23 protein-coding genes are annotated in these 22,843 nt (G+C 70.8%); all 23 read right to left on the bottom strand.

What is annotated here, in order from left to right; all coding sequences use genetic code 11:
- Window positions 1–2: 2 nt before the first annotated feature.
- A complete protein-coding gene (locus QF037_RS50585) occupies window positions 3–476 on the bottom strand; it encodes a TadE family protein (RefSeq protein WP_373464020.1) in 474 nt (157 codons plus the stop codon).
- Between the two features lie 59 nt (window positions 477–535).
- On the bottom strand, window positions 536–1,018 hold the full coding sequence (locus tag QF037_RS50580; protein ID WP_307038405.1) for a TadE/TadG family type IV pilus assembly protein: 483 nt from the start codon (window positions 1,016–1,018) through the stop codon (window positions 536–538).
- Window positions 1,018–1,233 (bottom strand): hypothetical protein, encoded by a 216-nt coding sequence (locus QF037_RS50575; RefSeq protein WP_307038404.1) that lies wholly within the window; start codon window positions 1,231–1,233, stop codon window positions 1,018–1,020. Before QF037_RS50575 ends, QF037_RS50580 begins: the two co-directional genes overlap by 1 nt.
- A gap of 44 nt (window positions 1,234–1,277) precedes the next feature.
- Window positions 1,278–2,165 (bottom strand): type II secretion system F family protein, encoded by an 888-nt coding sequence (locus tag QF037_RS50570; protein WP_307038403.1) that lies wholly within the window; start codon window positions 2,163–2,165, stop codon window positions 1,278–1,280.
- Window positions 2,162–3,103: a type II secretion system F family protein gene (locus tag QF037_RS50565; protein WP_307038402.1), complete on the bottom strand. Its 942-nt coding sequence runs from the start codon at window positions 3,101–3,103 to the stop codon at window positions 2,162–2,164. The genes QF037_RS50570 and QF037_RS50565 overlap by 4 nt, the downstream gene beginning before the upstream one ends.
- Complete coding sequence (locus tag QF037_RS50560; RefSeq protein WP_307038401.1) at window positions 3,100–4,608, bottom strand: CpaF family protein; 1,509 nt, start codon at window positions 4,606–4,608, stop codon at window positions 3,100–3,102. The genes QF037_RS50565 and QF037_RS50560 overlap by 4 nt, the downstream gene beginning before the upstream one ends.
- A complete protein-coding gene (locus QF037_RS50555; protein ID WP_307038400.1) occupies window positions 4,598–5,434 on the bottom strand; it encodes a hypothetical protein in 837 nt (278 codons plus the stop codon). Before QF037_RS50555 ends, QF037_RS50560 begins: the two co-directional genes overlap by 11 nt.
- Entirely contained in the window at window positions 5,434–6,135 is a 702-nt protein-coding gene (locus tag QF037_RS50550; protein WP_307038399.1) for an SAF domain-containing protein, read from the bottom strand. The genes QF037_RS50555 and QF037_RS50550 overlap by 1 nt, the downstream gene beginning before the upstream one ends.
- A gap of 22 nt (window positions 6,136–6,157) precedes the next feature.
- Window positions 6,158–6,982, bottom strand: a complete 825-nt coding sequence (locus QF037_RS50545; protein WP_307038398.1) for an ATP/GTP-binding protein — start codon at window positions 6,980–6,982, stop codon at window positions 6,158–6,160.
- Window positions 6,983–7,008: 26 nt separating this feature from the next.
- Window positions 7,009–7,440, bottom strand: coding sequence for a hypothetical protein (locus QF037_RS50540; RefSeq protein ID WP_307038397.1), 432 nt, complete (start codon window positions 7,438–7,440; stop codon window positions 7,009–7,011).
- Between the two features lie 475 nt (window positions 7,441–7,915).
- Window positions 7,916–8,221, bottom strand: a complete 306-nt coding sequence (locus QF037_RS50535; RefSeq protein ID WP_307038396.1) for a hypothetical protein — start codon at window positions 8,219–8,221, stop codon at window positions 7,916–7,918.
- A 13-nt stretch (window positions 8,222–8,234) separates the two neighbouring features.
- On the bottom strand, window positions 8,235–8,819 hold the full coding sequence (locus QF037_RS50530; protein WP_307038395.1) for a hypothetical protein: 585 nt from the start codon (window positions 8,817–8,819) through the stop codon (window positions 8,235–8,237).
- 104 nt (window positions 8,820–8,923) lie between these two features.
- Window positions 8,924–9,151 (bottom strand): hypothetical protein, encoded by a 228-nt coding sequence (locus QF037_RS50525; protein ID WP_307038394.1) that lies wholly within the window; start codon window positions 9,149–9,151, stop codon window positions 8,924–8,926.
- A gap of 153 nt (window positions 9,152–9,304) precedes the next feature.
- Window positions 9,305–10,219 (bottom strand): replication-relaxation family protein, encoded by a 915-nt coding sequence (locus QF037_RS50520; protein ID WP_307038393.1) that lies wholly within the window; start codon window positions 10,217–10,219, stop codon window positions 9,305–9,307.
- Window positions 10,210–12,840 (bottom strand): ATP/GTP-binding protein, encoded by a 2,631-nt coding sequence (locus tag QF037_RS50515; RefSeq protein WP_307038392.1) that lies wholly within the window; start codon window positions 12,838–12,840, stop codon window positions 10,210–10,212. The genes QF037_RS50520 and QF037_RS50515 overlap by 10 nt, the downstream gene beginning before the upstream one ends.
- Complete coding sequence (locus QF037_RS50510; protein ID WP_307038391.1) at window positions 12,816–13,439, bottom strand: hypothetical protein; 624 nt, start codon at window positions 13,437–13,439, stop codon at window positions 12,816–12,818. The genes QF037_RS50515 and QF037_RS50510 overlap by 25 nt, the downstream gene beginning before the upstream one ends.
- A complete protein-coding gene (locus QF037_RS50505; RefSeq protein ID WP_307038390.1) occupies window positions 13,436–14,542 on the bottom strand; it encodes a C40 family peptidase in 1,107 nt (368 codons plus the stop codon). The genes QF037_RS50510 and QF037_RS50505 overlap by 4 nt, the downstream gene beginning before the upstream one ends.
- A gap of 38 nt (window positions 14,543–14,580) precedes the next feature.
- A complete protein-coding gene (locus QF037_RS50500) occupies window positions 14,581–17,427 on the bottom strand; it encodes a hypothetical protein (protein WP_307038389.1) in 2,847 nt (948 codons plus the stop codon).
- Window positions 17,428–17,808 (bottom strand): hypothetical protein, encoded by a 381-nt coding sequence (locus tag QF037_RS50495; protein ID WP_307038388.1) that lies wholly within the window; start codon window positions 17,806–17,808, stop codon window positions 17,428–17,430.
- Complete coding sequence (locus QF037_RS50490; RefSeq protein ID WP_307038387.1) at window positions 17,808–20,495, bottom strand: ATP-binding protein; 2,688 nt, start codon at window positions 20,493–20,495, stop codon at window positions 17,808–17,810. Before QF037_RS50490 ends, QF037_RS50495 begins: the two co-directional genes overlap by 1 nt.
- The gene (locus QF037_RS50485) at window positions 20,492–20,983 is read right to left on the bottom strand and encodes a hypothetical protein (RefSeq protein WP_307038386.1); all 492 of its coding nucleotides are present in this window, start codon (window positions 20,981–20,983) and stop codon (window positions 20,492–20,494) included. The genes QF037_RS50490 and QF037_RS50485 overlap by 4 nt, the downstream gene beginning before the upstream one ends.
- The gene (locus tag QF037_RS50480; RefSeq protein ID WP_307038385.1) at window positions 20,980–21,324 is read right to left on the bottom strand and encodes a hypothetical protein; all 345 of its coding nucleotides are present in this window, start codon (window positions 21,322–21,324) and stop codon (window positions 20,980–20,982) included. The genes QF037_RS50485 and QF037_RS50480 overlap by 4 nt, the downstream gene beginning before the upstream one ends.
- The gene (locus QF037_RS50475) at window positions 21,321–22,250 is read right to left on the bottom strand and encodes a conjugal transfer protein (RefSeq protein WP_307038384.1); all 930 of its coding nucleotides are present in this window, start codon (window positions 22,248–22,250) and stop codon (window positions 21,321–21,323) included. Before QF037_RS50475 ends, QF037_RS50480 begins: the two co-directional genes overlap by 4 nt.
- Between the last annotated feature and the right edge of the window lie 593 nt (window positions 22,251–22,843).

Here is a 22,843-nt window from a genome sequence, read left to right as displayed (position 1 = left end):
CATCAGCCCTCCCGCTGCCGGTATTGATCCACTACCGAGGTGGCGGTGGAGGTGAGGGTGCGGCTTCCCGGGACCGGCAGCAGCAGGTCGGAGAGGGTGACCGTGCAGGTCACCGTCACGGTGACGGTTCCGACCTGACCGACCGGCACGGCCAGACCTCCGGCGTCCACGGCCACTCTGGTGGAGACGCACGTGATGCCCTGATCGGTGAGGGTTTCGGCGGCCGCGGTATGCGCGGCCTGTTGGGCGGCGGCCACGGTGCGGTGGATGGACGCCTCCCGTGCGGCGTCCTCCGCCGCTGCGTCGATCTTCGCCCCGGAGGTGACGATCCGGCCGCCCGCGATCGCCAGGCACAGGAACATCACCAGTAGCGGGACGATGATGGCGGCCTCGATCGCCACGCTGCCGTCGTCCGCCCTGCCGCTGCCCGCCCGGCCCGCGTGCGTCCAACAGGCCCTGCGTCGGGGCGCGTTCACCGCCCCGGTGTCTGAACTGGCGTGAGGTCTCACACGGCACGAGGTCCCTGGCGCCCTCATCACGGGCCACCGCGACCGGGGTTCCCGCCCGTAGGACCTTCAGAATTCGCGAACCCACGGCCCGGCACCGTCCAGCGTTCTACGGCGCCGGATGCCGACTGGCTGACCCGCAGTCCTGCCACGCCCGGGATCATCGACTGGGCCGTCCCCGATACCTCGATGCGCACGCGTTCTGCGGTGCTGCCGGTGGTGGTGACGGTGTAGCCGAGCAGGCTGTCACCCGCCGCCCTGCCCAGGACCTCGCGGGCTTTGGTGGTGCCGTCGGCGGGCGAAGCCTCATACGCGCGGGCCGCGGTCAGGCCTTCCCGGGCGGCGGTCAGCGCGATGGAGCGGGCGTAGTACCACAGGGATGCCTGGATGACGGCGATGGTGGCGAGCAGGATGAACGGGTAGACGATCGCCATCTGGAGGGAGGCATCGCCGCGGTCCTCGTGCCATCGTCGCCCGCGCCACCAGTCCCTGAGCCGGTCGTGGCGGGGCATCAGATGCCGTTCAGGCTGGTGTTGTACTTGTTGATCACGACGGCGATGGTTCCGGCGATGAGCAGGGCGCCGGTGACGGCGGCCACCCAGATGATGACGGTGGTGATGCTGATGTCGCCCCGGTCGGGACGCCGGCCCGCCTCGGCCAGGCTCTCTTCCAGGCGCTCGGTCAGTAAGCGGACGGCACGGTAACTGTGGGCTGCCAAGTGCTTCATCGGGAGTGCTCCTCCACCAAGTCGAAAGTGTTGAATCGGGTTGGTCACACGGTGAGCATGCGGATCACTGCGGGGAATGCCATCAGGAGCATGACCAGCACGGCGAGCAAGGCGCCGGGGGCGGTCATCTTCTCGCTGGCGGCGTTCGCCTCGGCGGCCTGCGCGGTGAGCAGCTCGGTATTGAGCGCGGCCGTCCGTGCGCGCAGGGCTTTGTAGACGGCGGCGCCGTCGGTGGCCGAGCCGCGCATGATGTCGGCGACGTCGCTCAGGCCCGGCAGGTCGTAGGTGTCGGCGAGTTCGGTCAGCGCCTGGTAGGGCGGGATTTTCTCCAGGCGGGCCCGGCGCAGTGCGCCCTGCAGATACAGAAACGGCCAGCCATGGCCCACCGCGGCCGCTTTCTCCAGGGCCTCGGTGGGGCCGGCGTCCGCGGCCCGCTTCAGTGCGACCAGGTCGAGGTAGGCGGACAGGGCGTGCGCGAATTCTTCCCGCGCCCGTTTGGCCTGGTCGCGCACCGCGAGGTCGGGAGTGATGAACAGCAGCCCCGCAATGGCGAGTCCGACCACGGCCGGGACGTAGAACGGCAGCGAGACGCCCGCGATGATCCACGGGATGGTGACCAGCACCGGGCACAGCAGCCCGAGGGCGGCGAGCGCCGTCTTCTTCAGCATGAAGGCGCCCGGCCCCTGCCCGAGCAGGGCAAGATTCTTGGCCGGCACCTTCACGCCCGGCAGCCGCTGAAGACGGGCCAGCAGCCAGCGCCCCCACACCTCGTCCCGGTCGAGCACCTCCTCCTGGGGCATGCTCAACGTCCCGGGCGCGCTGCGGGCCAGGGCGGCGGCCAGGGCGGGCTGCGGCGCCAGCAGTTCCCGCACAAACAAGGCGACACCCCCGCCCACCAGGCCGCCCGTGACAACGACGGGAAACAGGTTCACGACCGGGTCCCTTCCGGCTCACGCTCGACCGCCGCCTCGAGGTGCGGGGCGGGCAGACGGACAGTGCTGCGCGGGTCGGTGATCAGGAAGCGGGGGATGCGGCGGAAGGTGCCCAGCTGCCGCATCATCGCCAAAACGGCGACGAACCCGGCGGTCAGGAAGCCGAGCACCAGCTGGCCCAGCAGGGTGGAGTAGGGCCTGGTGTACGAGGGCACGAAGAACCCCGCGATGATCACGCCCAGGGTGATGAAGGTCATCCACCGCACGGTGGTGCGGGGTTTGGCGCGGTCCGCCTCGATGGAGCGTTTGCGGCCGACCTCCTCGCGGACCGTGCCCGCCAGGTCCTCCAGTGCCTGGGCCAGGCCCGGTCCCCGGTCATTGACCGAGAGGATCAGCGCTGCGGTCACCTTGTCCGCGGTGACGTCGTCGAGTTCGCCGGCGAAGGCCCGCAGAGCTTCTTCGGGGCGCCAGCCGCGGCGCAGCCGCTCCGACAGGCTCGCGATCTGGGGGGCGAGGGCGTCCGGTGCCCCCTTCCGGCTGGTGATCATCGCCTGTTCCAGGCCCATCCCCAACCTGAGCAGCCCGGCCAGGCGTTGGGTCCACTCGCTCAGGGCTTCCAGCTGGCCGATGCGTTCGGCCGCGATCTTGGACGGCGTGATCAGCCACGGCACCCCCACCACCGCCGCGCCCAACAGGCCGCCGGCCACAAAGTTCCCGGAGAACAGCCATACCGTGCCGAAGACCACGAGCGCGCAGACGGCAAGTGTCCGCCGGCGCAGCCGCACCTCCTCACCCTGGTCCTGGCCCGCGCGCAGGGCTTGCCAGCGCCGGCGCAGCGGGGCCCGGCGGGGTGCGGTGGTGCCGACGATCCCGGCGACGGTGCCGATCAGCCCGCCGACCACGGCCATCCCCGACAGCAATGCCAGCAACAGGGTCATCGGCCGGCCCCGACCTTCAGCGGAAGCGGCGCCGCCCAGGCCCCGTAGGGGTGCTGCAGGAGCGTGGAGTCGAAGCCGACCCGGCGCAGATCGTCGACGCAGCCGGGGTCCATCCGCGGCACCGCCCGCACATCGCCGAACTCCGCGCCGGGGGAAAAGACTTCGTTCATCGCCGGGCGGCCGGACTCGCCGATCCCGGTCAGCTCCAGGACGTGGGATACGTAGCGGTGGCGGCGGCCGCCGATCCGGGTCTCGTCGGTCATGTCGACGAACACCACGAAGTCCAGCCCGTTCGCCATCTGCCGGTAAGCCAGCTGCTCGGACAGGTTCCCCTGCGCGAGCGCATACAGTTCGGCGATCCGGTCGACGATGACGTCGGGGCGACGCGCGTGGATCGTGCACAGGTTGCCACCTGCTCCATTGGTCAGGGCCTGCATCATCGCGACGATCTCGGGACCGCGGACCTCGCCGACCACTATCCGCTCCAGCGACATCCGCAAGGCGGGGTGCATCAGGTCCAGCAGCGTGACCTCGCCGGCGCCGCGGCCGGTGGCGTCCTTCTCCCCGTTGGACTCGCGCCCGATCAGGGAGACGACTTGGCGGTGGTAGCCGTTGTTGTGGGCGAAGAGTTCGTCCTCGGTCTGGATGGTGGCAAAGCGGGTCTCGGGGTCGAACTCTTTGAGCATCGCCCGCAACAAGGTGGTCTTCCCGGCCTTCTGCTTCCCCGCGATCATGATGTTCTTCTCCGCGCGGACACACGCGCCGAGGAACTCGCGCAGGATCGGGTCGATGGTCCCGAGCCGTACGAGGTCGTCGAGATTCGCGTGGGAGACGCGGTGGCGGCGGATGACCGCATAGGTCATCGGCCCGAGCCCCGTGATGGCCTGCAGCCGGGAGCCGTCCTGCAGCGACAACGCGAGAGTGGGATTCGCGGTGGAGATGGTGCGTTCGCTGTGTCCGGACTCCCGCGCCAACTCGCGCAGCAGCTCCAGGAGTTCTTCTTCGGAGTCCGCGATCGGGCCGACTCTGCGGCGCTCGCCGTCGCCGTAGTCCAGCCACACCTCATGCGGGCCCTGGATGATGATGTCCTCGACCCGCTCGTCATCCAGGTACGGCTGCAGCCGCCCGGCCCGGTAGAGCAGGTCGTAGACGGCACGCCGCAGCGCGTCGTCCTCCTCCGCAGTCGTGCTGAGCCCGCGCTCGAGGCCCTGGGCATCCGCCCACAGCGCGACGGCCTCATTGATCCAGTTCAGGCACTGCTGTTCCTCGGTGGCCCGGTCCGCCTCCGGGTTCTTCTTCAGCAGCTCCTCGCGCTGGCGGGCCACCTGGCCGGCGATGTGCCGGGCCACCCGGTAGTCGACCGCGACCTGATCAACCGCAGCCCCCAGATGCTCCCCGCTCGCCGCGGACCCGAGGGGGACGCCGTTCGTCTGGCGTGGCCACCCTGGCGCGCGGCCGGGGGGAGGGGTCACGGTGGGGTTGTCGTGCAGCGGCCTACCGCGCATGGGTCACCTCCCCGCCGGTCGCACCCGTACCCGCGCCTGTGCCGGGGGCGAGGTGGGCCTGTTGCCAGGCGGCTCGCTGGACCAGCAGGGTGGCGCCGGTGCGGGCGGCCTTCATCAGCCCGGATTTGGCGAACCGGCGTGGCTGTTCGGCGCCGTCGGACAGCACCTTCGCGTCCTGCAGCGCATACGGCAGGGTCGCCACCACTGGCGCCTGCAGCACCCGCTGCACCTCACCGGCGGGGTAGGGGCCGTCGTCGATCAGGATCAGGCCGACGCCGCCGACGCGCTCCTCCAGTGCGCTCACTCGCGCCTGTGCGGCCTGCAGGCAGCGCAGCGTGTTGCGTACCACCACCAGCGTCGTGTCGGCCTGTTCGGCGAGCACACCGGAGGGGCCGAACGCCCCACTGCGCCCGAGGTCGATCAGTACGTCGTGCCCGTGTTCGGCGTCGATGCCGCGGAACATGACGGCGAGGGCTTTCCACACCGGGGCCAGGCTTGCCGCCTGCGCCGGATCGGTGATGCCGGGCAGCAGCATCCGGTCCCGCGGCGACTCCCTATGGCCGTCCTCGCTGCTCAGGTCGATCAGCTGGCGCCAGAACGCCTCCCCGAACTCGCCCTTGCGGACGGCCACGGACAGATTGCGTAGCCCGTAGCGGTCGCCGAGCGTGCCCTGCAGCAGCCCGTGCAGCACCGCGCCGCCGTCGGGGTCGCACTCGGCGAGGATCATCTTCCGGCCCCGCTCCAGCGGCCAGTTCAGTAGCAGGGCCAGCGCGCTGGTGGTCACGCCGGGTGCGCCGCTGCAGCCGGCCAGGGCGATCACACTCATCAGCTGCCGTCCGGAGCATCGAGGACCAGGCGCAGGGTGCCGGCCGCCACCCACGCCGCGACGGTCGGACCGTCCGCGGCGGCGGTGGCGACATCGACCACCACCACACCGCTGCCGGGAGCGGCCGCGGAGGCCTTGACCACCCGGCCCGCGAGCGTCTTGGGCGCCGTGTCGCTCTCCGGCCCCGACGCTGCCGCGCCCTGGGCGGGGACGTGCACCAGGCGGACCTTCTGGCCCGGCACCAGGGCGGTGGCCGGGACCTGCTCCGGCTTCAAGCCGATCGGCACCAACTGCTCGCCCGCCTTGACCAGAGAATCCTTCGTCACCTGCGACGGAGCCAGCAGCGAGCCCGGCTTGAGCTCAACGGCGGCCCGCTTGCCCACCACCGACTCCAGCTCGTCGGCCTCGACCGCCTTGACGGCCGGGTCCAGCGCGACGGACGCCTGGCCCAGATCCTGCGCGGTGAGCACCTGGCCGACCTGGACGTCGCGGACCACGGTCACCACCTCGGTGCGCTGGGCGACCTGCAGAAGCAGGACCGCGACCCCGGCGCCACCGGCGGCAATCAGCGCCAGCGACAAAGCAATCACGCCCGGGCGGCGTCGGCGCGCTGATACCCGCGGCGGCCGCACCGGGTTGGCGACCTGTCCCTGTGGGGGTACGCCGGCCGAGGGCGCGGGGCGTTCTTGTGTCGTGCTCAACGCTTTCTCCTTCCGGCGGGCTTCATCTGACGACCTGCAGTTCGCCGATCGCTACTTGTGCCTGGGACTGTCTGATCTCGGTGAACTGGCCAGCTTCGCCGCCTCCGTTGACCTGCCAGTCCACCGTCCATGTGGATGTGGCGGTGACGGTGTACTTGCCGTCGGCTTTGGCGACGGAGCTGCGCGTGTAGGTGTGGCCGCAGGTCGGCGACTCCTGTTTTCCATACGACGCCGCATACGTGGTGCCAGCCCCATTGCAGGAGACGGTCGTCCCGTCGCCCATGCCCCAGACGATCTTGGTTACCTTCGCGGTTGCCGTGACGGTCACCCCGCCTGCGGTGGCACTGGTGGTGTTCGGTCCGAACGTTGTGGGGCTCTTGTTCACCCACATCCACATGGGAATGCCCACGACGTACTTGCCGGCGGGGCGGGGATTTGCGATGTCCGGACCGGTGAGCTGCATCTTGCTGACGGCCTGCTGAGCCACGACAACGGGGTCGACCGCCGGGACGTCTGCAGCATCGTCGGCAACGAAGTACGTGTAGACCGGGGTGCCACCATCTCCGGTGGCGCAGGCCCGCTCGTACACCGCCTTGCCGTCCCCGGGAGACTCGCCCTTCCAGTACATGCTGCCCTTGGGCGGCTGCGGGTCGAGCTTCCTGACCGTGCACGCGGGCTTCGCACTGTGCTTGCCGCTGTCGGAGCCGGCTGGTTGAGAGCCTGATCCCGGGGCTGAAGTGTCGTTGTCGGCCTCGCACACCACCCACTTGCCGGCCCCACTGCAATCGCCGCCCTCGGGCGGCCCGGCTAATGCCTGTGAGGGCCACAGCAGCGACAGGGCGGTCACGGGGGCCAGTGCGAGAGTGGTGCGCGTCAGCAGGCGTCTTGCTGGGGCGTGACGTTGACGATCTTCCACTGCTTCCCCCACTTCTCAGCGTCTACCTTCGTGACGTAGCGAACGAGCCGGTTCTCCGGCATCTGCACTGGCTTGCGGGTCTTGCTGTAGATGAACTTCCAGTCGGCGCTGTCCAGGCAGTCCGTCAGCTGAGCCGAGGGCACCTGCTTCGCCGATGACAGACGGTCGACTTCGGCCTCGTGCGTGGGGGCACCCGTCGTCACGATGCCCTTGGACCGCAGATCCTTGAGGTCGGCCTCGGTGCTCGACTTGGCTTCGGCGGCGGCGTACTGGGCGAAGTCGGTCCCCTGCGTATTTCCCTTGGAGTACGCCTTGACTTGCTCCGCCCAGAAAGCGGAATAGGCCTTGAGGACGGCCGTCTCTTCTGCCGCCTGAGGGTCTGCACTCACGGAAGGCGTAGCAGAGGCTGGCTCGCTCCTGGCCACTGATGGAGAAGCCGATGCGGTGCTGTCGGAGTCCCCGTCGGTGTCACTGCACGCGGTGAGCAGGGCCAGGCCGGTCACGGCCAGCAGAGCGGCGTGCTTTCGGATGCGAACGGCGACAGGCCGGGATACGTGTCGGTGTGCTCGTGTCATGTTGTCTCCCCGTACGACGCGTGCGACAGGACCGCTGTTTCCGCCCGCCGCTCATCGGCGCTTTGGGCGCACGGCCGCTTCCAGCTGCTGTGATGCTTGTGAGTGAGCGCAAGGTAACGCATATGCCAGCCAACTACGCTCTGCGAGCGGCGAGTTGACCGAAACCACTCGGGGCGTCTCTGGTCACATGCGGGGCCAGAAGGCGACCTATGGGGGTGTGTATTCGCTTGTTTCGGCCGCACACGATCCCCGGGACCCGCAGTACCGGGAAGTAGCAGTTGCGTGAACGTCACTGCTTCTCCTTGTCCGGGGCCTGTCGGCGTTCGGCGCTGTCCTGGTCCGAGATCAGCTGAGTGATGTCGACCGGATCCGAGCCGATGTCGAGGATCTTGGGCGGCGCGAGCGTGGCTCCTGGGCGGAGCGCGAGGCCGGAACTGCCCGTGCCGCTGTCGGCTATTGAGGGATCGGCAGACCTCACCGCGCCGGGAGCGGGACTCGTGTCCGCCGTTGGGATGCCGACCGCTGCGCTCAGGGCGACGGTCCCGGCCGCCCCGGCGGCGAGCAGGCCGGTGAGGAAGAAGCGGATCGATCGCATGAAGACCGTCACCTCACCCGGAGATCGCGATGTTGGCGGTGTCGAACAGGGGCAGGTGGAAGCCGACGGTGGTGGTGCTCGGCGGTGGCGCGGGGAACTGCATGAAGACCCGTGTGCTCTCTCCGGGCTTGAGGGTGGACAGTCCGGTCGTGGTGAGTGGGCGGTCGTCGGTGTCGCGCAGGACGTAGTAGCGCTTGCGGGCTGAGAAGTCGACGACCGTCGCACCGGCCAGCGACGACCCGGTCCTGAGGACGTCCACCTCGTTGCCGCGTAATGCGGCCGGGACCGCGGTCGTCTCGGGTCCGTTGTTCGTGAGGTCGCCGCGGACCGTGAGATAGCCGGCCGCCCGGTCCCGCTCGGCCACCGTGATCGTCAGGACCAGCCCATTGCGGCCGAGCAGCTCCGCCTGTGGTGCCGCCGTTCGTTCCTGCGGGCTGCGCGGTAGGGCACTGCCCCCTTGCGGGGCGGCCGCCGCAGCACGGTCCGGCAGCGTGCTGCTGCCGGAGTCCGAGCAGCCGGCCACTGCCAGCGCCAGCCCCACCGTGATCCCCACGGTGGGCAGGTGCCTTCTGAACCCTGTGGTGCCACGTCTCCTCATGGATCTGTGTCCTTTCGGGTCGGATGAACGATCGGCAGGCGCCTGTACCTCCGGTTGCGAGGGCCGGCCAGGCCCAAGGAGCAGCGGCAGCCCCGAACGGCCGGTCACCGGGCCGGCCCGCAGGGCGGCCATACGGTGATCACGTCGCCGTCCAGGGACACGTACCGGCCGGGGAAGCGGCGGCGGACAGCCGTGAGGTCCTGCGGGTCGAAGTCGCCGGTGCCCTGGATGACGCAGGCGCTCCCGACGTAGGAGACGGCCCGTGTCAGGGGCGGCCACTCACCTGCTCCATATGCTTCGTCGTTGCGAATCGACTCCGGTGCTTGCGTCATCGGGAACTCCCAAGTTCGGCTACATGTAAGGCTTTCGCTGTCACGCACCTATCTTCGCGGCACTCAATTTATGGTTCGCGTGCGCAAACTTCAAGGGGTTTTCGGGGTAGTTGCAAGGCTGCGACATTCGCCCCGGGGGCCCCACGTGCCGCGTCACAGCTGTGTCCAGGGGCGGCAGTCGCCGCCGGCCAGCGGTACCCACACGTGGGCGGTGGGGCCGTGTTCTTCGAGGTCGTCCAGGACAGCGGCGCCCAGCGGTACTTCGCGGGCCAGGTCCGCTACGAGGGGGTGGTGGGCGGCCATGGCTTTGAGGTCGCTGATCCGGTTGTTCATCGCCTGGCGTCCGGCGCCGGTCAGGACGAACAGGATGCGGGGGAACACCGGGTACCAGCGCAGCCAGCCGGGCCCGCCCGCCCGCTGGCGTCGGCCGATCGGCTGCGGTTCGTACGTCCACAATCTCGCGTACTCGATCAGCTTCGCCGCCAGGCGCTCGCTGCTCATGGTGGCGCGGTCGACTTCGACGAACGCCCGCAGCTTGCGCCGCTGTTGGCCCTCGATGAGCGTGTAGTGCATGACGGCGTCGGCCACGATCCTCTCGCCGTCGCCGATCGCGTGGAACGCCTCCGGGGTCCAGTCCAGGTGGCCGTGCTCGTCGCCGCGGCGGCGGGCGTCCGCGACGAACGCCAGGTGGGTGCGCAGGACCGTGAGGGTGTGCGGTGTTCTCAAGGACGCCGCGGTGGCCGAGGTGATCGGGTACGGCGGACGGCCCCGCAGCGCGGGCCAGTCCCGGGTGAGGCGGACGCCCTTGGGCGTGAGGTACCAGACCCGGGTGCGGTGGGACTTGGGCAGCACGACGAAGCCGACCAGGTGCTCGCCGAACAGGTCGTTCAGCTGCTCCGAGACCGACTGGCGGGAGCGGTCGGGCCGCAGCAGGACGTGCAGCTGGTGGGTGGCGGCCATGCGGTGCAGTGCGAGCGTGGCCAGCAGCTGATGCTTGAGAGTTTCGGCGGGACTGGGAATGAATCCCGCCTGCGTCCGGTCCTTGGGCTGGGCGGTGGTCAGGTCCATTCGTTTTCCACTTTCGACAGGTGGGCAGCGGCGCCGGCAGGAGCGTGCGCGGCGAGGAAGGCCGCGACCCGGCCCAGCTGCTGCGCGGCGCGTGCGGTGAGCCGGTCCAGCGGGAGCGCCCCGGCGTTGTCGTGGGCGGCCCGCTCCAGTTCGGGAACCTGACCGGGGCGGGCCTGGGCGGCGAAGACGTCGTCGAGGTGGGGGCCGCGCAGCTGGACGGGTCCGACACGGTGGCCGTGCACGGTCAGGGAGATGTAGTGCTCGAAGCGCTCCATGGTGGCGACCCGGTCCGGGCTGGGGTTGTCGCCCCACTCGGCGGTGACCGGGGCGATCGCGGACTTCGATCCGGCGGTGGTGGCCAGGGTGGAAGCGTTCTGCAGCAGGGACAGCCGGACCGGGGTGGGCAGCCGGGACAGCAGCTGGGTCATGCCGTGGACGTGGCAGCGGTACTTGCGCAGGTCCTCGAACATTGCGGCGATGGTTTCCGGGGCCGCGCCGGTCAGGGTGATCAGTTCGTCGAAGTAGGGGCGGAACGGCACCCGCTGCTTCTCGGGTGTGTCTCGCCGGGAGCGTGCGGCGCGCAGCAGGTCGCGGGCGAGGAGCGCGGTCAGCAGGCGGTCGGTGGGCCCGTTGCCGCCCGGGCACACCCACACGATCATCCGGGTGTCCATTGCCGTGCGGATGTTGTAGGCGCCGATGGGCTGGCCGAGGAAGGCGCGGGTGACGGGGTTGGCGGCCAGGCGGGCGATCGGGTTGAGGACCACGGCGAACGCGTCCGGCGGCAGCGTCGGGAACACCACTTTCCACCATGAGCGGCTCTCCTCGTCCAGCTGGTCGGCGACCGTGGCGAGTGCGGCCGTGCGGAAGCGGGCGTCGGTGAGCAGAGCCCGGACGTGGAAGATCGTGGCCTGGTCCGCGGGCCGGCCGGCCTGGCAGGCTCTCTCGTTGACCGTGACCAGGACGGTGAGCGCGGCGGTGAGGATGGTGAGCGCGCGCGGGGCGCTCGCGTCGTCCCAGGCCAGTGCGGCCCCATAAGCGTCGGTGATCGCTTCGACGACCTCGTGGGCTGTCTGGCCGTGGTGCATGCCGAGCGGATTCCACGAACTCACCCGCGGGTTGGCGCCCAGAGCGTTGAGGTCGATGAGTGCGATCCGGTGCATCAGGTGGTCGTGTGCCAGGAACGGGGTGGCCCGCGGCCAGGAGTCGCGGTGCGGGTCGACGAAGACCAGCCCTCCGCCCGCGTGCGCCCAGCCGATCGCCTGCGCCAGCGCGCGCTCGGTCTTGCCGCCGCCCGCCTTGCCCGTCCCGACCTCGAACAAGGTCTCCTCGGCGTACGTGGCGACCAGCCGTGGCTTGCCGTCCGGACCACGGTAGGTGCCCTGCAGCAGCAACGCGGGATCGCCGAAGGTGAAGGTCGGCAGGTCCCCGGCGAGCACCGGCAGCCGGCAGTTCACGGTCGGCGGCTTGAGCAGCCCGGTGAGCTCCTCCAGCCGCACCCAGTTCGCGCGCGGCGGCTGGCAGTGCCCCCGCGTCCAGCGGCGCTCGAACGCACGCCGGGTGGGCCAGTGGTCGGCGCCGATCCGCCACGGCCCCAGCCGCCAGCCGCGCATCGCCCACCGCGAGCGGCCGCCGAACACGTCGAACGCGGCCTGGAGTTGGGCGAGCCTGGCCTGGGCGCGGCCTTCGGTGTTGGAGGCGCACAGCACGAGCAGCTGCACGCGCACCAGGTGGTCGTCCTCGGCGAGCTTGCCCAGCGCCTCGGCCGGCTCGATGCGGCGGGGCACCGGCGGCATCACCAGCCGCCGCCCGGCACCGGAGCCGGAGTGGTCGCTGAGGAGGTGTTGCAGCTGCCCGCTCCAGGAGTCCTCGATACCGCTGGCGTCCTGCCGCAGCCAGCGCGCGGATCGCTGTGCCTCCCGGCGTTCGGAGCGGCGCGCGGCACTCATCAGCTGCAGGCGGCCCGCCCGCAGGGCCCATTTGGGGGCGCGCTGGATGTCGAGGCGTATCTCGGCGAGGTCGCCGAGCTCGGCCCGCAGGTCGGACACGGCGTCGACGAGCGGCTGCAGAGGATCGGGGTCGAGCGGCACGTCGCGCAGCGGGGCCGTGAGTTTGCCGCGCAGGAGGAACTCGGCGCGCACGGTGTGCTTGCGGGGCTCATCCACGATCGGCCGGGCCTGGTTGACGGTGATGTCCGGTCCGAACGGGGTGATGGACAGCAGCCGTTCCCCGCCGGCCGGTCCTTCGATGCGGTAGCGCAACGGCGTACTGCCGTCCGCACGCAGCCGGATCTGCACGCTCTTCGCCCGGCGCGGCGCCCACCAGGGCATCGCCGTGGACGCGCGGGCGAGCTGGACACCGCGCCTGAAGATCACCTCAAGGCCCGGGTCGAAGTGCCGGTTGGGGACAAGCTCCAGAGCCATCCGTTCGGCCGAGGCGTGCGCCGCAATCGCACGGACCGCCCACTCGCCCGCGCCCCAGCACACGGCGATGGCCCCGGCGAGCACATACCAGTGGGCATAGAGCCAGCCGGCGGTGTCGATCAGGCCGGTGAGCAGGCCGAGTGCTTGCCCGGAGGCCGCCGTATCGGCCCGGTGGGTCAGGTACGGGGCTGCGGCGTCCATGCCGGTGCTCCCTTCGTTGTGGTGCGGGTGAAGTACCAGTCGGTGATGCGCAGGTCGGTGAAGGTGCCGCCGCGGTCCGCGCTGGCCCACACCAGATGCACCACCGCCTTGTCCGGGCGGCCGTCTTGGCGGGCGATCGCGGCCTGGATACGGAAACGGGCGGTGGCGAATGCCGGGGCCACGGCAGGGGAGTGAGGGAAGATCTCTGGCCATTTCTCGCGGCCAACGCCGGTGGCGTCCGCGCGCAGCAGCGCTCGACCGGTGGCGAGCAGCTCTCGTTCGTCGGCGGTGGGAAGGTCCGCGGGCCAGGCCGCCTCCAGCGTCTGCTGGATGGCCCGGTCGCCAGCCGCCCCCTCGCCATGGGGCGGCGGAGCCGGCGGAACGACCGGCGATGGCGAGGCAGCGCGCGGCATGGACGGCGCCGCGATGACCGAAGGCGCGGCGGCCGCCGATGACGGAACCCTGGTCACGGAGACCGGCGACGAGCCCGGGGCCGGCTGCTCCTGACCGTGTGGCACGGCCAGCAGAGCGACGCCACAAACAACGAGGACGACGGTGCTCAGCACCAGCAGGCGCGGTGAGCGCGGGGGAGTGGTCACAGCAGCCGTGCTCCTCCCGCATAGCCGGACATGGCGTCGACCGCGTCGAGGCGGACCATCGTGCCGGGGCGGGCGGCGTTGACCATCTGACCGCCGCCCAGATAGATCCCGACGTGATAGATCGTCGAATCGCGGCCGGGGGCGTACGCGTAGAAGACGAGATCGCCGGGCTTGAGCGCGCCAGCGCCGAGGCTCGCCGGGATGCGCCGGCCGACGCCGGCTTGTGCAGCCGCGGTACGCGGCAGCCGAATGCCCACCTTGGCGTAGGCGTAGGTCGTCAACCCTGAGCAGTCGAAGCCCTTGATACGTGTGCCGCTCTTCCCGCTGGGCGAGCAGCAGATCCCGTACGACGGGCCCTGGGCGTTGCCGCCGCCCCACGAATACGGCACGCCCCGCTGGGCGAGCGCCGCGTTGATGACGGTACGGACCGTCCCCGAGACGCCCCCCAGGTCCGGGCCGGTGGCTGCTGCCGTGTACTGGTCGATCCACCCGAGCACGTTCGCTACGTACGCGCTGGAGTGGTTGTACTGGAAGATCGCGGCCTTGAGCTGGGCCCGCTTGGTCAGGTCGCGTCCGTTCCCGCACAGGTAGATCGCGGCGCCGAGCGCGGCATCGTCGGCATTGTGCGGATCGGCGACCTGGTCGCCGTTGGCGTCCTTGCCGACGCCGTGCCAGGTGGAGGGCAGGAACTGGAACGGGCCAACAGCACGCTCCCCGCTGGCGGTACCGTCCCACCGGCCGCCGTCGGTGTCGGGGAAAGCCGTGGTGTTGCCGCCCGCCCCGGAACCGTTGAGGAGCAACCCGTAAATCCGGGGGCGGATGTCGCCGCTGGCGGCGATGCCATGGCCGGTCGCGTGGTTGGACTCGACCTTGGCGATCCCGGCCAGGACCGGCCAGCGCATACCCCGGCACTTCGGGACATGCGTGCCGACCAGCTGCACGGCCTTCTTGTACGCCATCAGCATCCGGGCCGGGATATCCGCTGAACTGCCGCCCTCGGCGATTCCGCTGTCGTCCTGCGCACTCTGCAGGGCGACGTACGCGCTGATCGCGTTTCCCACCGGGGCGGCGCAGCACACGGCGGTGAACATCAGCAGCGCCACCCCACACACCCAGCGCCTGACGCGCCGTCGGGCCGGCCTCACTCCTGCTCACCGCCCTCGTCCGGACCGGGCTGGGGGCGGCGTGCCCGCTCTTCGTTGCGCCGCATGAGCCGCTGGATCATGTCCCGCGCCTCCTGGCGCGACCGGCCGCTGGTGCGGTCCGGCTGTAGGGACGGTCCACCTGGCCGTGCCCGTCTGGGCGGAGGTGGCTCGGAGGGAGCGGGCGGTCCGGACGAAGAGCCGCCAAGGGGAGGCCAGTTGGGCGCTGCCCGCCGACCACCGCCGGTGGCGCCGGGCAGCCTGCGGGGAACCGGGGCCGACGCCGACTGAGGCCCACCGGCCGTCGGCGCCGCCCCCGGGGGCGCATGCGCCGCGCCGCTGGAGGCCCGGCTGTTGGAGGCTGGGCTGGTGGATGCGGGGCGAGCGGAGGTGGTGGCCGGCGCGGTGGTGGAGAGGCGGCGGCCGGTGAAGGGACCGGTTCCGCCCCTGTCATCAGTGTGATCGCGCAACACCTGGGCGACGTGACGGCCCGTGTCCGCCCAGGCGCGGCCGTCCTCGCGAACCGTGTTGCCCCACACCCGTGCCTGCTGACGGGCATCCTGGGAGTAGCGCGAGCCTCCTGTCCGGGCTCGGCGGACGTTGTCGGGCAGACCGTGTGTTGCCCCGTAGACGAGCCGGCCGCCGCGGTTGAGGATGCGGTAACCGCGGTAGCGGACCAGCCGGTTGTGAGCCCGCGTCGACAGCAGGGTGCGATCCGAGTGCTGGTCGTGCAGCACCCGGCCGGTCGCGTGGTCGACGACCTGGCCGTCCTCGTTGCGGTAGCGGTCCGGCGGCCCGCCGGGCCGGCGCGGCCCGGTGCCGCCCGAGCCGCCGCCTGCGCTGCCCGGCGAGCCACCGGCGTGTGGGTCTCCGTCGGCGGTGGGCTTGCGCCAGCGGTCCAACTTCTCCGCATCCGGGCGGCGGCCGATCAGCAGCCAGTGCGCACCCTTGGCGCCCAGGCGGGCGCCGGTCAGGCCGAGCCGTGCGCCCAGCCCGCCCGCGGCCGCCGCCGCAGTGACCGGGGCCAGACCCCGCCCGGCTTCGGCCCTCGCGTCGGCGAACACCCTTCCGGTGTCCACCGGCATGCCCGCCCCGTCGAACACCGAGGTGAGCGCACCCATCAGCCGCTGCCGGGTGCCGAGGATGGCGAACCGGCCCCCGCCGCCGGAGAAGGCGCGCAGACCGCCGCCGTATCCGCCGAGCGCGGCGGGGGAGTTCATGGCCAGGGCGGCGCCGAGTTCGGAGCTGTCGCCGGGCAGGTGGGTGCCGCCGACCTTGGCGTACCGCATCCGCATGGCCATGCGCCGCCCGAAGGAGGTGATGCCGGTCAGCAGGCGGCGGTGCCCGGCCGCGCCGGCGATCGCCAGCACGTCGATCAGGAGGATGCGTTCGACCATCAGGTCGGGGCCGTTGGTGATGGTGGCATCCACAGCGATCCCGAAGAACGGCACGAACGCGCAGATCCCGACCATGGCCAGGATCGCGATGCCCCAGATCGACAGCCACTTCCACACCGACTGCCGCGCCGGGCCGGGAAGCATCCCGGCGATGAAGGCCAGCCCTCCGGCGGCCGCGGCAGCCGCGCCGATGCCCTGGGTGCCCAGCAGCACGATCGCGCTGGACAGCAGCATGCCGCAGATGAAGAACGCCGCGACGAGCAGCAGTGCGGCGCCGCCGACCCGCCACCAGGTGGGCTTCTGCGCATAAGCGGCACAGGCCTTGCCGACGGGCCCGGCGTCTTCGAGGTCCTCGAGGAACGCGGCGAACTGCTGGCCTTCCTCACTGAAGGCGGCACTGTCGATGTCCCCCAGCGACTGCCCCGGCACCCACCCCACAGCGGGCAGATCCTCTGTCGGGTCATCGACGGCAGCACCGGGGTTGATGGATCGTTCGCAGTACTCCTTGGCCGGCCCCTTGATCAGGTCACAGGTGTCCTTGTCCCCCTCCTTTTCGCCCTGCTGGTCCTGGGCTCCTGCCTTGTAGCCGCCGGTGATCCATTTCAGATGGACGGCATAGGCCTTGCGGTCGGACGTCTTGGCCGGGTCCAGGATGCGGCCGTACTGCAGCAGCATGTAGGGCTTGACGATCAGCGCGTTGCTGATCGAGTCCTGCAGCGGACGGGCCACGTCAGTGGCGGCAACCGGCGCTTGAGCCTCCTGCTCAAGGCACTTGGCCTCCTGCACCCCGGCCATCCGGTCGCACGGACCCAGACTCGCGAGCTTGCCGCCCCAGTCGTACGAACTCACGCTCTCCTGCGCGACCTCAGCGGCTACCTGCTGGGTCTGCCCGAGCGGACCGTCCTGGGCGAGCAGGTAATCGGGGCGCACAAACGTCGACGCGGCGAACGCCGCGATCGTCAGCGTCAGGAAGATCTCGCCCAGACCGCGGCCGACCCGCCCCCGCACGATCATGAAGGCGGCGAACACGAACGCCCAGGCCAGCAACAGCCCCTTCAGCCCCAGGGTGTCGACCACGACCGTCTCGTACGCGTCAGCGACCCGCTGCGCCGGCTTGATGAGGATCTTCAGCAGCGGGAACCGGAACGCGAGCTCGATCGCCCACCCGGCCAACCCGACCAGCAACCGGATCACGGTGAACAGCCCAGACAAGGCGAACGAGAGCGACTGCGCCTGGAAACTGAAGATAGAACCGCCCTGGGCATTGAGCTCGTAGCCGTTGATCGGCACGCCCTCGCTGCTGGTGACGTTCAGCGGGGACAGCAGGTCACCGGTCTCGCTGGCGCTGCTCGCCGCGTACACGACCTGGCTGTTGACCATGACGAACACACCGGTGAGGACCGCCAGAAGGCCGGCCGAGCGGAGCGTGGCGCGGTCGGGGCGCAACATTCAGGCCCGCCCTCGCGCCGTGGCGCTGCGGCGCCGCCAGATCACCAGGGCCGCCAGGCCTGCTCCGGCGGGCACCAGCCGCCACACCGCATCACCAAGATCCTGCCGAGCAGCGGCAGGAGACGAGATCGAGGCGGACACCCCGCGCTCGCAGTACTCCTTGGCCGGTCCCACGATCACCTCGCAGGGATCCTGGCGAGGTGAAGAGGTCTCGGCGGCGAACGCGGCTCCGGTGCGCGGCCACCACGACTCCCGCAGGCTCGCCCCCACCACCAGGGCGACGACGGCGGCCGCGACGGTGATCACGGTCAGCACGCTCGCCACGGCGGCCAGCCGTCTGGAGCGGGCGGAGGGGAAGGACGACGACGCAGTGGTGGGCATCAGGCGTATCCCTTCGGGTATGCACCGACGCTCTCGCCGCAGGGCTTTTCGACCGCAGCAGGAGCAGGCGTGGTTATGCGGCGTCCCGGGGTGGTCGTGATGGACGTGGCGATGCGCGCGATGCGGGGGATGACAGCCTTGATCCGGCCGGTGTTCTGGCGGGGGCAGGTCAGCAGGAACTCGCCCTCGCGGCCCTTTTGGCCGATCGGGGACAGGCCGGTGGTCACCAGACGGAGTAGTTCTGGGTCGTCGGGGTCGAGGCCGATGAAGTCCAGGCCGCGGCGGGCGCGTTCACGGTCCGCGGTGCGGGCCAGGGCCCGGTAGGCCATCAGCCCGCGGTCCGGGCCCAGTTCGGCTGCGTCGTGTGAGCCGGCCAGCAGTCCGGCACCGTGCTTGCGGCCGTCGTGGAGGATCTCGTGGACCAGCGCGGTGCCCTCCGCGGAGGAGGTGAGCCAGTACAGCTCGTCCAGGACCACAGACGTGAAGCGTGCGGGGTCTTCGAACGCGGTCTGCCGGGCGAGGGCTGCGATCAGGTAGAGGACCGCCCGGCCGATCAGCGCTTCCAAAGGCTGCTGGTGCAGCACCTCCGGATTGACGAACGCAGCCTTCGGCGGCAGCTTCAGCCCGGCCGTCGTGATGACGATCATGTCGTGCGCCGTGGAAGCGTCCAGCCGTACCGGCGGCAGCGCCGGGTCGAACACCATCGCCGCAAGCGAGTTGGTGGCAACCACGCGGATGAGACCGGCCAGGGTGGCGGCCGCGTCCTGCCGCCTGCCCGCTTCACCCGTGGCCATCTCCTCCAGGACCTGAAGCACCCGATGCATGGACGGGTTCTCGCTCGCGGCGGCGTGTTCGACGGCGTGGTGCAGGACTTCGCCGTTGGTGCTCATCGGGCCGATGCCGAGCTGCAGGGTGAGGTAGGACAGGGCGTAGTGGCGGCCCTCCGGGCCGGGAAACATACGTAGCGGGTCGATGGACACCTCGGCCTGCGCGGCGTCGATGATCTGCACCCGGCCCCGGGCGGCGGTGCGGGCGAAGGTCGCCCACTCCCTGACCGGGGTGCGGTCGATGCAGATCGCGCAGCCTCCGCGCGCCCACACCGCCTCCGCGATCAGCTTCTGCAGGACACTCTTGCCCGCCCCCAGGTCGCCGACGATGCCCATCGAGGCGGAGGCATCCTGCTTTGGCGCATCCGCCACGTTGATCATGACGGGGCGGGTGGTGCCGCAGTCCAAGTCGATCCCGAGGAACATCCCGTTCGGGTCGCCGACCTCCGCGAGCGTGAAGGCCCCGGACAGCGCCCAGTCCTCACTGACCTGATGCTGAGTGAACTCCCGCACCACACCCGGCCGCACCGTCCCGGGCAGCCCCAGCGTGAACAGGGCTTCCTGCAGGCCGGCCGGGCGCACGGCTCGGTAATCGGCCCCGCTGAGGAGGGCGGCCAGGGCGCGGGCGCGGGAGTCGCAGATGGCGGCGGTCGGCCCCCACACCGTCAGCACGGTCACCGACTGCACCTCGACCTCCACCGAGGTACGCGACAGCCGCGCATCCAACTCGCCCAGGTCGCGGGCGGCTTCGCTGAGGGATGCGGGCATGCCGGTGGGGCGGGCGTCGTACTGGTCGGCCTGGTCGATGAGTTCGTTCTTCTTGCGCTGCACCTGCGCCCGCGCCTTCTCCGCAGGCACCAGGGTGAGGTCGATGGTGTAGTCGACGGGAAAGTCCAGGGATTCCAGCTGGGCCAACAGATCCGCGGCGTCCTGGCTGACCGCGGGCGGGCACTCGGCCAGCGCCAGGTGGGCCTGGTAGCCGGTCCCGGCGTCGGATTCGACCTGCAGCCACCGCCGCCCCAGCGGCGAACCACCGTTGATCCGCCACCAGGCCGTGCGGCCAGAGCGGGTGATCGGGCCCGCGCTCTTGAGGTCACCGACGTCGTCCAGGTCGGGGTCGATGCCGCCCTCATGTAGACGTACCTGTCCGAGGTCGGCGTAGCTGGGGGAGCGCAGCACCCCGTCCCGCAGCTGCCCGCCGTACAGGTCGCTGTTCTCTGCCTCGGCCAGCAGGGGTTCGGCAACGCCGCGGTGCAGGGTGTGCTGGATCATCCATACGACCTCCGCCGGGCGGGCCGGACGGAACGCGATCCCGCCGGCGAGCGCGGCCTCGACCCGGGCGGCCTGCTCGCGATAGGCACTCACCTCACGGCGAGCGATGGGGTCGGGGCGCATGCCGAGCAGGGGAGCCAGCTCTGCCCAGGCCGAGCCGAGCGACGCCGCCATCTGGAGCCCGGAGGTCTCGGTCTCCAGCGGCACGGCCAGCCACAGGGTGCGGCGGTGCATCTCCTGGTCGTCCAGCAGATCCAGGGTGGCCTCGACGTTCTCCACCCACGGGTGATCCGTGCCCGGCGCGGTGTCGGCGGGCTCGATGCCGTCGATCATCTTCAGGGCGATCTCGCCGGGATCGACCTGGGCGGCTAGCCCGAACAACCGTGGTGCCCCGGACAGGGAACGCACCATGTGTGTGATCTTGGCGAGTTGTTCGTCGCGGACCGCGGCAGGCACATAGGTGCCCTGGACGCTCTCCTCGACCTGGCCTTGGGCATCCGGGCCCGGGTGCAGGCGGTAGATCGCCCACACGCTGCCGTGCGTCGACCAGACCAGGTGCCCAGCGATGTGACGGAACGGCACCCTCACCGCACACCCCCGCCCTGCCCGGCACGGCTGAGCAGTTGCTGGACCCCCGACACCGGCCCTACCCCCGCTGCCAGACGAAGCGGCGGGGTGGACAGAACAGGGCGGGGCACGTCCTCGATCGTGAAACCCCCGACCAAGGGGCGGGCAGCACGATCGCGGGCGGCCCGCCCACCGATGCGGCCGCCCTGTGGCTGCCACCCCAACAGCACCCAGCCCAGCGCCGCCTGCATCGGGGCACGCCCCCGGATCCTCGGGCGGCGGACCACCCAGATCGTCAGCAGCCAGGCCACCAGCGGGAGGGGCCCCATCCACGACCACCAGCCGATGGTCTTGATGAGCAGGAAGCCGCCGACGACGGCGACCGCGATCTGCGCGGGCGTGTACGGACCCAGCGGGATCTTCCAGTCGGCGACCTTGCCCAGCACCCACGGGTGGCGCCGCGCGGCAGTGTAGAAGCGGCCCACCCGACCGCCGCTGGCGGCGGTCACAGCCAGCCTCCGGCGCCGGGCGCGTGCACGCGGGAGACCGGGAGCTCGGAGCGGGCCGTGCCGGGGACGGGGGGTGCGCCCTGGGAGGGGTTGTTGACCTCGTCCTCGAACATGTCCGCGAGCGAGTCGCGTGAGTTGTACAGCCCCAGCGCGACGATCATCAGCAGCAGGGCGCCGATCCCGGCCTTCAGACTGAATTTCTGGATCATGATGACGACGACCAGGACGAGCAGACCGGCCTGCAGACCTTTGGTCGCCCAGTCCTGGAACATGGTGATCCACGCGTCGCCGAGATCGTCCAGCTTCCCCGCGAGCATCTGGCCGGGCACGGTGGTTGTCATCGGGTGCCCCCGCCCTGAGCGGTGCCCGACTGAAGCGCGGACACTTCCCACCGGCCGGAGCGGGCAGTGAGCGTGAGCTCGTACGCCAGTGGCCACCGCCCGTCCGCGTCCCGGGCCTCTGCCTGGACCATCACCCCAACCCGTGTCCCGTCCGTGGGGACGGATGCGGCGGCCGCCGCCTCATCGGCGGCCAGCAGTTGATCGACCGTGACGGTCTTGTAGGGGGCGGGGGAGACCGGTGCCAGGCGCACCCCGGGAGCGAGGTAGCGGTCGACCTCCCCGGCGCCGGTCAGATAGGCGGCCAGGAACTCCCCGACGTCGGACGGTAGATCACCGTTGGCCGGCACCGTCACTGTGTACGGCGACGGCGGCCCCTCAATGCGCGACGGGGACGCCACCACCGCAGGGGCAGCGGACACCGTGAACGAGGCCCCTGCGCGATCGGCGAGGACCGGCACCGCGAAGTAGCACACCGCTCCGTCGCCGTACTGCGCAGCCAGCGTCACGGACCACGCCTGGCCGGCCTGCTGCGCACTGCGCACCGCCACGACCGCCTCGGGCCCGGGCTGCGCAGCCGACACCTCGGGAAGATCAACGCCCGGGGCCATCGACTGCGCAAGCCGGGCCTGCGCACTGCGCTCGTCGCCTGCGCGGCTGCGCAGCCACGCGGTGAGGAACACCGAGGCGTAGCCGGACGGGTTGCCCGGCACGGCCGTCTTCACGGTGGCCGGCTTCGTCGCGGGGGCCGCACGGACCACGGTCGCCGGGCTGGCCACGGCGACGGCCAGCGCGACGGGCCCGGCCGCCATCACCGCCCACACGCTCAGCCGGGTCAGGCGGACCCGGCGCCGCATCTGCTGCAGCCGGGCCCCCGCAGCGGTCGCAGGAACAGCCTGCTCCTCCGCCATCTGCTTGGCACGAGACATTCCGAACTCCCAGGTCAGAACCAGTCGTTGCTTCTGACCCGAGACAACCCGCCGCCCCAGACCACACGGCAGACCACGAAGGCCCGACCACGATTACGAAAGGGACACAAACCCCTGGTACGGCCTGTGGTACGGCCAGACCACGAACCGCACCACGACATTTCGACACTCCGCGACGCCCTGTCTCCAGGGGGAACTCCCAGCGGTTGCCGGGACGTCAGATGCGCGCTGCGCAGCCATCTGAAGCGGTCGGGCAAGCAGTGGCGCGTCCCCATGTCGGCCGGGCTGCGCAGTCACCCGCACAAGTCGATTGCGCAGGATCCGCGCACCGGTGCGCAGGACGCCGACAAGGGCTGCGCAGTCGCCTGCACAAGTCGATTGCGCAGGACGCCGGAAGGGCTGCGCAGTCGGTCTTGCGCACCGATTGCGCAGCAGTGCCGGGATGCGTGGTACGGCCCGACCATGGGCCGTACCAGGCTTGTGCAGAGCGCAAGTTGTCGGATCGTGACCGTTGGTCGGGGCTGGTGGTCGGCCTTCTGGTCTGGGGTGCCGGGTGAGCTGACGGTATGGAAGTCACCCACGATCGCGCATCC

This window comes from Streptomyces canus (genome assembly GCF_030815415.1).
GTDB lineage: Bacteria > Actinomycetota > Actinomycetes > Streptomycetales > Streptomycetaceae > Streptomyces > Streptomyces canus_F.
The sequence above is the reverse complement of the archived record's forward strand: the minus strand, read 5'-3'. Positions and strand labels throughout refer to the sequence as shown.

Excerpts from the sequence above, each read along its gene's own strand:
- QF037_RS50565 (WP_307038402.1), bottom strand. The coding sequence starts at position 3,103 with ATGACCCTGTTGCTGGCATTGCTGTCGGGGATGGCCGTGGTCGGCGGG.
- QF037_RS50525 (WP_307038394.1), bottom strand. The coding sequence starts at position 9,151 with ATGACGCAAGCACCGGAGTCGATTCGCAACGACGAAGCATATGGAGCA.
- QF037_RS50515 (WP_307038392.1), bottom strand. The coding sequence starts at position 12,840 with ATGGACGCCGCAGCCCCGTACCTGACCCACCGGGCCGATACGGCGGCC.
- QF037_RS50475 (WP_307038384.1), bottom strand. The coding sequence starts at position 22,250 with ATGTCTCGTGCCAAGCAGATGGCGGAGGAGCAGGCTGTTCCTGCGACC.
- QF037_RS50495 (WP_307038388.1), bottom strand. The coding sequence starts at position 17,808 with ATGCCCACCACTGCGTCGTCGTCCTTCCCCTCCGCCCGCTCCAGACGG.
- QF037_RS50555 (WP_307038400.1), bottom strand. The coding sequence starts at position 5,434 with ATGAGTGTGATCGCCCTGGCCGGCTGCAGCGGCGCACCCGGCGTGACC.
- QF037_RS50575 (WP_307038404.1), bottom strand. The coding sequence starts at position 1,233 with ATGAAGCACTTGGCAGCCCACAGTTACCGTGCCGTCCGCTTACTGACC.
- QF037_RS50520 (WP_307038393.1), bottom strand. The coding sequence starts at position 10,219 with ATGGACCTGACCACCGCCCAGCCCAAGGACCGGACGCAGGCGGGATTC.
- QF037_RS50500 (WP_307038389.1), bottom strand. The coding sequence starts at position 17,427 with ATGTTGCGCCCCGACCGCGCCACGCTCCGCTCGGCCGGCCTTCTGGCG.
- QF037_RS50480 (WP_307038385.1), bottom strand. The coding sequence starts at position 21,324 with ATGACAACCACCGTGCCCGGCCAGATGCTCGCGGGGAAGCTGGACGAT.
- QF037_RS50530 (WP_307038395.1), bottom strand. The coding sequence starts at position 8,819 with ATGAGGAGACGTGGCACCACAGGGTTCAGAAGGCACCTGCCCACCGTG.
- QF037_RS50535 (WP_307038396.1), bottom strand. The coding sequence starts at position 8,221 with ATGCGATCGATCCGCTTCTTCCTCACCGGCCTGCTCGCCGCCGGGGCG.
- QF037_RS50580 (WP_307038405.1), bottom strand. The coding sequence starts at position 1,018 with ATGCCCCGCCACGACCGGCTCAGGGACTGGTGGCGCGGGCGACGATGG.
- QF037_RS50560 (WP_307038401.1), bottom strand. The coding sequence starts at position 4,608 with ATGCGCGGTAGGCCGCTGCACGACAACCCCACCGTGACCCCTCCCCCC.